Consider the following 11,569-nt stretch of genomic DNA (forward strand, 5'->3'; position numbering starts at 1 on the left):
ATGAGCGATGCAGTCATCGAAACCGATTGTTTGACACGGAAGTTCGCTGTTCGCGGCAAAGGCCGCAAGGTTGTGACCCGGACGACGATGTGTGCCGTCGACAACTTGCAACTGCGTGTCTCGCCCGGTGAGTCGGTGGGCTATATCGGCGCCAATGGTGCCGGCAAATCGACCACGATCAAGATGCTCGTCGGCATCCTGGTGCCGACGAGCGGCACCGTGCGCACCTGCGGCCTGGACCCCCATCGGCAGCGTCGGCAGCTGGCGGCGCGCGTCGGCGTGGTCTTCGGTCAGCGTTCGCAACTGTGGTGGGACCTGCCGGTGCGCGAGTCGTTCGAGATCCTCGCGGCGATCCATCGGCTGCCCGCCGCAGATGCATCGGCCCGCACCGCCGAGCTGACCGAACAGCTCGAGCTCGGCGACTTCGTGGCCACGCCAGTCCGACAGCTGTCCCTCGGGCAGCGGATGCGCGCCGAGGTCGCGGCCGCGTTGCTGCACCGGCCACGCCTGGTCATCCTGGACGAGCCGACCATCGGCCTGGACGTGCTTTCCAAACAGCGGCTGCGCGAATTCCTTGTCACTGAACGCCTTTCGCACGGAACCACGCTGCTGCTCACCACACATGACATGGGTGACATCGAGCGACTGTGCGAGCGTGTGCTGGTGGTCGACCACGGCAGCACGGTGTATGACGGCAGCCTCAACGGACTTGCACAGACCGCGGGGTCGGACCGCATCCTGGTGCTGGATTTCGTCGAGGCAACGACGGACCTGACCGGCATACCGCACACGAAGCATCTCGGCAGCGAGGTCGGCGGCGCCCGGCAGCGTCTCAGCTTCGACTCCGAGAACACCACGGCTGCAATGGTTTTGGCAGCTGTCGGCGAGCGAGCCGAGTTGCGGGACCTGACCATCGAAGAGCCGGACATCGAGGATGTGGTCCGCCGGATCTATCAGGCACGCCGGTAGCGGCCGCCGCCGGTGAGGCACCGAAACCGTCCCCACCGCGCGACCGTCGCGACTCCGGGACACCCTCCAGCCCGATTTCACCGTCCGTCCTCGCGGTGCAGCAGCTGCTGGCCGCCGCAGGCCAGGATCGGCCGGTAGTTGAGGGCGAGTTCGGCAGCCTCGGCCGGGGTCGGCACTCCGGGACCGGGAGCATCGCGGAAGGTAAGCCCGGCGGGGCCGATCCGCGCACCGCTGACCCAGACGTACGCGAAGGTGCCGTCGCGCAGGTATTGCAGCTGTGTCGCCGCCGCGGGTGTCGTGTAAACCCATGACAAGTCAGCGAATTCGAACCGGTGCGGTGGCACCGTATGCGTCCGGTACAGGGCGCGGGCGGCGAAGAGGCTGTTGACCGAAAGAATCGGCCCGCCTTTCGCGGAGTCGACGAATGCGGCGGCTGTGCTCGGCGCCGTGAAATGCCGGTGGGAGGAGTGGACGACGCACCGGATCGGCAACGATGCCCGGCCGAGCCCGTAGTCGGGGCCGCTCTGCTGCATCGACGGTATGACGCCGGCGAATGCCAGCACCGCGACCACTGCCGTGACCGCGGTCGCCTGCCCAGGGCGCCGCAGGGTTGCAGCCGCCATCGGCAACGCGACGGCGACGAAACAAAGCGGCACGAGAACGTTGTTCGGATGCCGCACCCCGACAACCGCTGCCCACATCGACAAGGGCATCGCGACAGCGAAAACCGCTGCCGCCGCGCGCGTTTCGGCCTGAAGCCGGGTCCAGGCGAGAGAGCAGAGCAGGAAGGTCAGCAGCGCGAGGCAGAGCGTGACGACGACGATCGGGTTGCCGGTGAACAGCTCTGCGGCATACCTGCCCTCGAGCGCGAACTCGTTGTTGCGTCGGGGCGCTTGCAGTTTTGCGACAAAATAGGCCTGCAGCAAGCTCCGCATCCCACCGGCGTATGGCGCGAGCGTCACGACAGTGGTGATCGCGCACCCGGCGAGGCCCGCCAGCACGATCCGCCCGAGTTCCCGCATCGGCAGTGCGCGATGGCCGTCACGGCCGACGACCAGCAGGGCGATCAGCATTGCGGCCCAGGGGGCGATGACCTGGTACTTCGCCCAGAAGAGCGCGCCGAACACCACCCCGTCGAGCACCCACCACCGGGTCGCGACGGGCTCGCCGTCGAGCGCACGCAGCACCAGCCAGAGCATCAGCAGCACACCGGGCACGGCCAGTTCCTCGCAGGTGAACGACGTCGAGACACCAAGGACCGCGAGATAGATCAGCGCACCCGACGACAGGGCCGACAGCACCGCGCCGACCGGCCCGAGGATGCGGAGCGCGATGCGGTGGGCGAGCCACAGCGCCGCGAAGGCGCACACGGCCAGCATCGCCAGCGGGGGTCCGACCGACCAGGCTCGTAGCCGTGCGAAGCCGCCGAAGAGCAGGTAGAAGAACGGTCCCTTGACGTCATACACGTCGCGATAGGGCAGTTGCCCGTGCGCCCACGCGTTGCCCACGACCTGGTAGACGTAGAAGTCGGAGTTGATGTCGTTGCGCTGGGGGTAGAGCGGCGAGAGGCGGAAGCGGAAGAGCGCGATGCCGGCGGCGAGGGCGAGGAGGAGCAGCACACCCGTGCGGCCCGCCGCCGTGTCGGGCAGCCGGTGCCGCGTCGTCGGTTGGTGCGGCCGGGTCCGCTGAATCGCCACCACTCCCTCGATGCGGGGCGCTCGCTCCGCGGTGGGAGATTAGGCGACCCGGGTGGCGATCAGGTGAACCGCGGCCACCCTGCGGGCAAAGCCGGTGCGGCGGGCGGCCACCGTACAGTGCGCGTATGACGATCGAAGTTCGCCGGGCACGCGACGGCGACGAGGATGCGCTTGTCGACCTGCGGGCGGAGATGTTTCGCGCCATGGGGATGACGAACGACGCAAATGGCTGGCAAGAGACCGCCCGGTCCTGGTTCGCGGCCCGGCTGGGCGATCCGCATCTCGGCATTTTCGTGGTCACTCAGGACGGATCGGTGGTCGCATGCGCGATGGGGATGGTGCGGGATGCCGGCCCGTCGCCGACGGCGCCGGAGGGCCGCGACATCCTGATCAGCAATGTCTGCACCGCACCCGACCAGCGCCGGCGCGGTTACGGTCAAGCCGCGTTCGACGCAGTGCTGGACTGGTGCCGCGCCCAGGGCGTCAGCCGCCTGGAGCTGATGGCAACCGACGCCGGGCGGCCGATGTACGAGCGCGCCGGCTTCGAGACGCGCCCCCGGCTGATGCGTGCAACCCTCTCAGGGGTCTCCTAGAGGGTCAGCAGCATCCGGTGGTTGCCGAGGGTGTTGGGCTTCACGCGGTCAAGATCCAGGAACTCGGCGACGCCCTCGTCATACGACTGCAGCATCTCGGCGTAGACATCGGCGGCGACCGGCTCACCCTCGATCTCCGAAAACCCATGCCGGGCAAAGAAACCCACCTCAAAGGTAAGACAGAAGACCCGCTTGACCGCGAGGGTGCGCGCCCGCTGCAGCAACTCGGTCAACAGCGTGCTGCCGATGCCCTGCCCCTTCTCCATCGGGTCGACCGCGAGGGTGCGCACCTCGGCGACGTCCTCCCACATCACGTGCAGCGCGCCGCAGCCGACCAGCCGATCACCGCGTTCGACGAGCAGGAACTCCTGCACGCCCTCGTAGTAGGCGACCGCCGGCTTCGGGACGATCGCGCGGGCGTCGACATACGACTTCACGAGCGCGCGGATGCGGCGGACGTCCGTCGCCAGCGCCGGACGAATCACGAGCTCGGGATCGTGCAGGGTCATGCGTCGCATCCTTCCGCACCGCGTCCGTATGGCGCGCCCGGCCCCTCGCAACCGGCGACCGTTGCCAGTTCCGCGGTGTTTCGGTCCCTAACCCTCGACGGTCGCGCCTTCGGGACGGGATCCCGCGGTGTTTCTGTCCCTAACCCTCGACGGTCGCGCCTTCGGGACGGGAACCCGCGGTGATTCGGTCCCTAACTCTCGACGGTCGCGCCTTCGGGACGGGAACCCGCGGTGATTCTGTCCCAAACTCTCGACGGTCGCGCCTTCGGGACGAGAACCCCAGGTGCCGGTTCCTCACGACAGCCACTGCGCACGCGCGACCGAAAAGGCGCCCGGGCACACCGAAGGGCCGGACGGATACCCGTCCGGCCCTTCGGCGTTCGGTCAGTGACGCGAAATGTCAGTCCTTGCCGAGGTCGACGCCGCCGCCACTGCCGGCGGTCTCGACCGAGAGCGAGTCGGGCGCCTGGGGCTTCGGGCTGCCCGCGAAGGTGAAGGTGGCGTTCTTGCCCTCACCTTCGACGTCGACCAGCACGATCTCCCCGGCGCCGAGCTCGCCGTAGAGGATCTTCTCGGACAGCACGTCCTCGATCTCCCGCTGGATCGCGCGGCGCAGCGGACGCGCGCCGAGGGCTGGGTCGTAACCCTTCTCGGCAAGCAACTGCTTGGCTCCGGCGGTGAGCTCGATCGCCATGTCCTTGTCCTTGAGCCGGTTGTCCAGGTCGGCGATGCGCAGATCGACGATCTGCACGATCTCATCCTGGGTCAGCTGCGGGAAGACGATGGTGTCGTCGACGCGGTTGAGGAACTCGGGCCGGAAGTGTTGCTTGAGCTCGTCCTGGACCTTGGCCTTCATCTTCTCGTAGCCCGTCGTGCTGTCGTTGCCCGACGCGAACCCGAGCGAGACGCCCTTGGCGATGTCGCGCGTGCCAAGGTTGGTGGTCATGATGATCACCGTGTTCTTGAAGTCGACCACGCGGCCCTGACTGTCGGTCAGCCGACCGTCCTCCAGGATCTGCAACAGCGAGTTGAAGATGTCCGCGTGCGCCTTCTCGACCTCGTCGAACAGCACCACCGAGAACGGCTTGCGGCGCACCTTCTCGGTCAGCTGCCCGCCCTCTTCATAGCCGACATATCCCGGAGGCGAACCGAAAAGCCTTGACACCGTGTGCTTCTCGGAGAACTCCGACATGTCCAGCGTGATCAGCGAGTCATCGTCGCCGAAGAGGAACTCCGCGAGCGACTTGGCCAGCTCCGTCTTGCCGACGCCGGTCGGGCCGGCGAAGATGAACGAACCACCGGGACGCCGCGGGTCCTTCAGGCCGGCGCGGGTGCGCCGGATCGCCTGGGACAGCGCCCGGATCGCGTCGTCGTTGCCGACGACCCGCTTGTGCAGCTCGTCCTCCATCCGCAGCAAGCGGCTGGACTCCTCCTCGGTCAGCTTGAAGACCGGGATGCCGGTGGAGGCGGCGAGGACTTCGGCGATGAGTTCCTCGTCGACCTCGGCGACGACGTCGATGTCGCCGGCCTTCCATTCCTTCTCGCGGTGCTCCTTGGCCTGGATAAGCTTCTTCTCGTCGTCGCGCAGCGCGGCGGCCTTCTCGAAGTCCTGCCCGTCGATCGCCGATTCCTTCTCGCGGCGGACGTGCGCGATCTTCTCGTCGAATTCGCGCAGGTCCGGCGGAGCGGTCATCCGGCGGATCCGCAGCCGGGCACCGGCCTCGTCGATCAGGTCGATCGCCTTGTCCGGCAGGTGCCGGTCGTTGATGTAGCGGTCGGCCATGTTGACCGCGCCCACCAGGGCCGCGTCGGTGATCGTCACCCGGTGATGTGCCTCGTAGCGGTCACGCAGGCCCTTGAGGATCTCGATCGCGTGCGGGATCGTCGGCTCCTGCACCTGGATCGGCTGGAAGCGTCGCTCCAGTGCGGCGTCCTTCTCGATGTACTTACGGTATTCGTCCAGCGTCGTGGCGCCGATGGTCTGCAGCTCACCGCGAGCGAGCATCGGCTTCAGGATCGACGCAGCGTCGATCGCGCCCTCGGCGGCACCCGCACCCACCAGGGTGTGGATTTCGTCGATGAACAGGATGATGTCGCCGCGAGTGCGAATCTCCTTGAGAACCTTGCGAAGTCGCTCCTCGAAGTCACCGCGGTAACGGCTGCCCGCGACCAGCGACCCGAGGTCGAGGGTATAGAGCTGCTTGTCCTTCAGCGTCTCGGGCACCTCGCCGCGCACGACGTCCTGCGCCAGCCCCTCGACGACAGCGGTCTTGCCGACCCCCGGCTCGCCGATGAGAACGGGGTTGTTCTTGGTACGCCGCGACAGCACCTGCATGACGCGCTCGATTTCCTTGTCACGTCCGATGACCGGGTCGAGCTTGCCCTCGCGCGCTGCCTGGGTCAGGTTGCGGCCGAACTGGTCGAGCACCAGCGATCCGGCCGGCGTGCCGCTCTCCTGGCTACCTTGGCCAACGCCGGCGCCTTGGGGCTCTTTTCCCTGGTAGCCGGACACCACCTGGATGACGACCTGGCGCACCCGGGACAGGTCGGCACCCATCTTGACCAGCACCTGCGCGGCGACGCCCTCACCTTCCCGGATCAGGCCGAGCAGAATGTGCTCGGTGCCGATGTAGCTGTGGCCGAGCTGCAGGCCCTCACGCAGCGACAGCTCCAGCACCTTCTTGGCACGCGGGGTGAACGGGATGTGCCCGGACTGGGTCTGCTGGCTCGGGCCGATGATCTCCTGGACCTGCTCGCGGACCGCGTCCAGCGAGATGCCCATGCTCTCCAGCGCCTTGGCCGCGACACCCTCGCCCTCGTGGATCAGGCCGAGCAGAATGTGTTCGGTGCCGATGTAGTTGTGGTTGAGCATGCGCGCCTCTTCCTGAGCGAGCACAACAACTCGCCGGGCGCGGTCGGTGAACCGTTCGAACATCTTTGAACTCCTCGGGGTAGCACTCGCCACCATTGATGCTAGCTGCCGCAACTGGGACCAGCACCGCTGACCTTCGCGGCACGGCGCCCCTGGTGGCGCAGCATGTCTTGACGCAGACAACGCCGGCGAGGCATCGCGTGTTCCACCGCCCGGACGCCCGGATGTCATGTTCGCGCACAGCGGAACCCGGAGCCTTGGCTACTATCCGCACATGCCGCCCGAACACATCAGCGTGCTGGGTTCCGTCATCGCGGTCGATCTCCCGGAGGACGACCGCGACCGGGTCCGCGCCCAATGGGACCGCTGTATGGCGCCCTCGGACAGCACTGCGCTTTCCTCGGTGACCTACAGCACCGACGACGACGCCGACCGACGCGACTACTCACTGGCCAGTTCGCTGACGCTGGCCGGCATACAGCACGCGGCCGGGACTCGGCTGATGCTGCACGCTGCGGGCGCCGCCGATCCGGAGACCGGCCGGGTGGCGGTGCTGGTCGCGGCGTCCGGCACCGGCAAGACCACGGCGGCCCATCGACTGTGCCGTGCCGGGTTCGGCTACGTCACCGACGAGACGGTCTCGATCGGCGAGGACGACGGCATACTCCCCTACCCCAAGCCACTATCCGTGGTGATCGACGGCGATGCCCCGCACCACAAGTCCCAGCACGGCCCAGCGGAACTCGGGCTCGCGCCGTGCCCGCCCGACCCCCGCGCCGCCCTGTATGTCGTGCTCGACCGCGACCGAGACGGCACCGGCGGCAGCGAGCCGACACTGGAGCGACTGCCGCTCATGGACGGGCTGATCGCCCTGATCCCGCAGACGTCAGCACTCCCGTCGATGCGTCGGCCGCTGCAGGCCCTGGCGGGGTCGGTACACCGCGCCGGTGGAGTATGGCGGCTGGCCTACCAGGAGATCGCCGACACGATCCCGCTGCTGCGCGACGCGCTGCGCAGTCACGATCCCGACCCGACCGACCTGGTCGGGGTGGCGCCGCCCGAACCTGGATGCGAGCCCGGCCTGCCCGCTGTCCCGGTCACGGCACTCGATGAACCCGAACCGCTCGACGCGAACACCCTCGTGGTGCGCGCGCCATACCTCGACGCAGTGGCGATCGATGACGAACTGCTCGTCCTCGTCGACTGCCGGCCGGCCCGGCTCTCCGGTCTCGGCGCGACCATCTGGCCGGCGGCCGGCGAGCCGGTGTCCCTGGCGGAGCTGACCCGGCTGTGCGTCGCCGCCCACGGCGATCACCCCGAGGCCGACCGCCTCGTGCACGAAGCGGCGGAGGAACTCTTCCGCCACCAGGTGCTGCAACGGGCGTGACGCAGCTTCACCCCAGGCGCGGCACGAGTTCGTCGAGAAGCCCGGCGATCGACCCGGCCACCTCGTGCGCGATCTCCGGCCCCCGGCGGTAGGGGTCGGGTATGTCGTCCTCGTCGCGCGCCCGGTGCCGGAACGCGCCAATGGCGGCCAGCAGCTCCGGGCCGTGCTCCTCCTGCGGGTGATCGCGCGCGATGCGAGCCAGCTGTCCCAATGTGAAGGTGCGCCGAACCAGACCGGGATGATCATCGAGCACGTACCCGCGGTGGAAGGTCTCCATCGCGATGATCAGGTCCGCGGATGTGATGATCTCGCGATCGAGAGCCCGCGCCCGGAACCCGATCGGGTCCCCGCCGAGCAGCGTCAGCTCATGCGCCATGTCCTTGTCCATCGAGGCCCCGACGAGGGCACCCGCCCCGGCGCTGGAGAAGTCCCAGCCGGCCAGGCCGCACCGCTCGCCGGCGAGTCGCGCGTAACGTTCGGCGAACGGCGACCGGCATACGTTGCCGGTGCAGATGAACAACAGATGTGGCATGGCGCCGGCGACTCCCTCGAGCGGTGACAATTTCTCGGTATTTTGGCATGGTCGTGCCCATGCTGAATTGACCGATATACTCGCGCCGATTGTGAAGAACTTCGGGGGTCGGCTGGTCTCTCGAAAGCCGAACGCCGCGTCAGGGGACACCTCGGCGTCGTGCGGCATCTATTTGGTCATGGAGACAGACGTTGACACTGGAAGATCTGTGGAAGCTCACACGCCGTTACTGGTTGATGCTGGTCGCATGCGCTGCGATCGGGTTGGCTTTGGCTGCGGCATACACCTGGACCAGGACCAAGGAATATACCGCGACCGCGCAGGCGCTGGTCGCGTCGCCGACGGCCTCGGGTCGTAACAACGCTCAGAACAGTAGCGCCGCGTACAGCAACGGGTTGGTCGCGCAGCAACGCGCGACCGTCTGGGCCAATCTGGCCACGTCGCAGCAAGTCACCAGCCAGGTGATCCGCAACGAGCACCTGAACGAGACACCCGGTCAGCTGGCCGGCAACATCAGCGCCACGGTCCCGCAGACCTCCCCGATCATCACCGTGCACGCGACCTCGACCGACCCCGCCAAGGCCAAGGCGATCGCCAACTCGGTGGTCGACGTGCTGACCAGCTACGTGCAAAAGGCCGACCCCGACACCGGTGTCGCGATCAAGAACACCTCCAGCGCGGTCCTCCCCTCCACGCCGTCGTATCCCAAGCCCGCGAAACTGCTACCCATCGGTTTGCTCGCCGGGCTGATCATCGGCTATCTGCTGGCCCTGATCCAGCACCGCCGCGACACCCGGGTGCGGTCCACCGACGACGTCGAAGAGAACCTTGGCGCCGCCGTACTGGGTGTCATCCCCGCCACCCGCGGCCTGGCCGCCGCGGACCGGTCCCTGCACGGCAAACAAGACTTCTCCACCCGGGAAGCGCTGCGCCAGCTACGCACCAACCTGCGCTTCGTCGACGTCGACCACGACCCCCGCAGCATCGTGATCACCAGCGCCCGGATGGGCGAAGGCAAATCCACCGTCGCCGCCTCCCTGGCCTGGGTGATCGCCGACTCCGGCGACAAGGTCGTCCTCGTCGACGCCGACCTGCGCCGGCCCGCCGTGGCCGGCATCTACGATCTCGACTCCTCCGTCGGCTTGACCCAGGTCCTGGCCGGCACCGCGACCATCGAGGACGCCATCCAGCCCACCGACAAGCACGGCCTGTACGTGCTGACCGCCGGGCAGATCCCGCCCAACCCCAGCGAACTGCTCGGATCCGGGCGGATGAAACAACTCCTGGAAACCCTTGCCGTGGACTACCGCGTCATCCTGGACGCACCACCGCTGCTGCCGGTCACCGACGCGGCCCTGCTATCAGCCAGCGCAGACGGCGCCGTCGTCGTCGTGGCCGCCTCCGATACCCGCGTCGAACATGTCCAACGCGCCGCCCACAACCTGCAAGCAGTCGGCGGACGCGTCCTGGGCGGTGTCCTCAACCGCGTCAACACCCGCCGCATCAACCGCATCATGTACGGCGACACCCAATACGGCCACGGTGCCTACGGCACCTACGCCGGCGAAAAATACTACGGCGACAACCAGCCCACCGACACCCCCGTCGGCACCCTCCCGCCAGAGACCGACGACGACGTCACGCAGGTCGGTGTCACCGTGCGGGCTCCGAACGACACCGAACCTGCTGCCAACCTCACCAGCCGCAAGCTGCTCCGGAAAGAGCGCGCCAAGTAGGTCGCGGCGCGCGGCCGGGTGGCCGGGGCTGCCTCGTCCCGAAGGCGCGACGGTCGAGAGTTAGGGACGCAAAACCGGCGGCGTGGCGTCCCGAAAGCTCGACCGTCGAGAGTTAGGGACGCAAAACCGGGGGAAACCCGTCCCGAAGGCGCGACGGTCGCGAGTGCGGGACGGCTGCGGGACCGGCATTGCCCCGAGTGGGCGGTTACTCGTGAGTAAGCCGCTGTACTCGCCAGTAACTGTGCACTCGGGCCGAAATGTGCGATGCGGGTCGACGCGCGACCGTTGCCGCTTCCGCGCGGCTCAGCCGGCCTTCTTCGCCGACTGCTTCCTGGGTGCCGCCTTCGTAGTGCTCGTCTTCTTCGTGGGCGCCTTCGTGGCGCTCTTCTTCGCGGGCGCCTTCTTCGTGGCGCTCGTCTTCTTCGTGGGCGCCTTCTTTGCTGCCGGCTTGCCAGCCGAAGCCTCCTCGACCGGCTCCCCGCGGGCGGACTTGGCACGGTTGACGCTCTGCTGCAGCGCGGCCAGCAGGTCGAGCACTTCGCCGCCTTCGTCCTCCGGCTCCGGCGGCGGCTGCACCTCGTGACCATCGAGCTTCGCCTGCACCACGGACTTGACGGCCTGCTCGTAGTCGTCGGTGTAATCGCCCGGTTCGTAGTCACCCGAGAGCGATTCGACCAGCATCCCGGCCATCGCCAGCTCGGCGGGGCTGGTCTCGATCGCCTCGTCGAGCACGCCGAAGTCGGCGGCCCGGATCTCGTCCGGCCACAGCAGGGTCTGTAACACGATCACCTCATCGTGCACCCGCAGCACCGCGACGGTCGAACGGGTGCGCAACGACACTGTCACCAGCGCGACCCGGTCGGTTGTCTGCAGTGCCTCGCGCAACAACGTGTAGGGCTTGACCGCACCCTTGTCGGGCTCGAGGTAGTAGCTCTTGTCCAGCAACATCGGGTCGATCTGGTCGATCGGCACGAACTTGTCGACCGCGATCTCCTTGCTGGTGCTGATCGGCAGCTCAGCGAGGTCCTCGTCGGTCAGCACAACCAGTTGGCCGTCGTCGGTCTCGTAGCCCTTGGCGATGTCGTCATACGACACCTGCTCTCCGTCGATGGCGCACACCCGCTGGTATTTGATGCGGCCACCGTCCTCACGATGCACTTGCCGGAACTGCACGTCGTGGTTCTCGGTGGCCGAATAGAGCCGCACCGGCACATTGACCAGACCGAAGGAGACCGCGCCCTTCCACATCGCCCGCATCGAACGATTATCCGCAC

Annotated in this window: 9 protein-coding genes; 4 read left to right on the forward strand and 5 right to left on the reverse strand. The window is 67.6% G+C overall.

What is annotated here, in order from left to right; translation table 11 throughout:
* Complete coding sequence (locus EFY87_RS00630) at positions 1–969, forward strand: ABC transporter ATP-binding protein (RefSeq protein WP_123269375.1); 969 nt, start codon at positions 1–3, stop codon at positions 967–969.
* 77 nt (positions 970–1,046) lie between these two features.
* Here EFY87_RS00630 and EFY87_RS00635 read toward each other — a convergent pair whose 3' ends face one another.
* The gene (locus tag EFY87_RS00635; protein ID WP_158607446.1) at positions 1,047–2,666 is read right to left on the reverse strand and encodes a glycosyltransferase family 39 protein; all 1,620 of its coding nucleotides are present in this window, start codon (positions 2,664–2,666) and stop codon (positions 1,047–1,049) included.
* Between the two features lie 125 nt (positions 2,667–2,791).
* Here EFY87_RS00635 and EFY87_RS00640 point away from each other — a divergent pair, with 125 nt between their 5' ends.
* Positions 2,792–3,259: a GNAT family N-acetyltransferase gene (locus EFY87_RS00640; protein WP_123269377.1), complete on the forward strand. Its 468-nt coding sequence runs from the start codon at positions 2,792–2,794 to the stop codon at positions 3,257–3,259.
* On the opposite strand, the gene EFY87_RS00645 is transcribed toward EFY87_RS00640, so the two are convergent.
* Both EFY87_RS00645 and EFY87_RS00650 read right to left on the reverse strand, forming a co-directional pair.
* Positions 3,256–3,768 carry an amino-acid N-acetyltransferase gene (locus EFY87_RS00645; protein WP_123269378.1) on the reverse strand — a complete coding sequence of 171 codons (513 nt, stop codon included), beginning with the start codon at positions 3,766–3,768 and terminating at the stop codon, positions 3,256–3,258. The genes EFY87_RS00640 and EFY87_RS00645 overlap by 4 nt on opposite strands.
* Positions 3,769–4,168: 400 nt before the next feature.
* Complete coding sequence (locus EFY87_RS00650) at positions 4,169–6,703, reverse strand: ATP-dependent Clp protease ATP-binding subunit (RefSeq protein WP_123269379.1); 2,535 nt, start codon at positions 6,701–6,703, stop codon at positions 4,169–4,171.
* A 211-nt stretch (positions 6,704–6,914) separates the two neighbouring features.
* On the opposite strand from EFY87_RS00650, the gene EFY87_RS00655 reads away from it, so the two are divergent.
* Entirely contained in the window at positions 6,915–8,027 is a 1,113-nt protein-coding gene (locus tag EFY87_RS00655; protein ID WP_148043193.1) for a hypothetical protein, read from the forward strand.
* A gap of 7 nt (positions 8,028–8,034) precedes the next feature.
* On the opposite strand, the gene EFY87_RS00660 is transcribed toward EFY87_RS00655, so the two are convergent.
* On the reverse strand, positions 8,035–8,559 hold the full coding sequence (locus tag EFY87_RS00660) for an arsenate reductase/protein-tyrosine-phosphatase family protein (RefSeq protein ID WP_158607447.1): 525 nt from the start codon (positions 8,557–8,559) through the stop codon (positions 8,035–8,037).
* Between the two features lie 191 nt (positions 8,560–8,750).
* On the opposite strand from EFY87_RS00660, the gene EFY87_RS00665 reads away from it, so the two are divergent.
* Positions 8,751–10,295: a tyrosine-protein kinase domain-containing protein gene (locus EFY87_RS00665; protein ID WP_123269382.1), complete on the forward strand. Its 1,545-nt coding sequence runs from the start codon at positions 8,751–8,753 to the stop codon at positions 10,293–10,295.
* 303 nt (positions 10,296–10,598) lie between these two features.
* Here the strand turns inward: EFY87_RS00665 and ku are convergent, their stop codons facing one another.
* A complete protein-coding gene (gene ku, locus EFY87_RS00670) occupies positions 10,599–11,552 on the reverse strand; it encodes a non-homologous end joining protein Ku (protein WP_123269383.1) in 954 nt (317 codons plus the stop codon).
* Positions 11,553–11,569: the final 17 nt, after the last annotated feature.

The organism is Flexivirga caeni (genome assembly GCF_003724155.1).
Lineage (GTDB): Bacteria > Actinomycetota > Actinomycetes > Actinomycetales > Dermatophilaceae > Flexivirga > Flexivirga caeni.

Coding starts and splice junctions, on each gene's coding strand:
- EFY87_RS00630 (WP_123269375.1), top strand. CDS start 1: ATGAGCGATGCAGTCATCGAAACCGATTGTTTGACACGGAAGTTCGCT.
- EFY87_RS00640 (WP_123269377.1), top strand. CDS start 2,792: ATGACGATCGAAGTTCGCCGGGCACGCGACGGCGACGAGGATGCGCTT.
- EFY87_RS00645 (WP_123269378.1), bottom strand. CDS start 3,768: ATGACCCTGCACGATCCCGAGCTCGTGATTCGTCCGGCGCTGGCGACG.
- EFY87_RS00650 (WP_123269379.1), bottom strand. CDS start 6,703: ATGTTCGAACGGTTCACCGACCGCGCCCGGCGAGTTGTTGTGCTCGCT.
- EFY87_RS00655 (WP_148043193.1), top strand. CDS start 6,915: ATGCCGCCCGAACACATCAGCGTGCTGGGTTCCGTCATCGCGGTCGAT.
- EFY87_RS00660 (WP_158607447.1), bottom strand. CDS start 8,559: ATGCCACATCTGTTGTTCATCTGCACCGGCAACGTATGCCGGTCGCCG.
- ku (WP_123269383.1), bottom strand. CDS start 11,552: ATGCGGGCGATGTGGAAGGGCGCGGTCTCCTTCGGTCTGGTCAATGTG.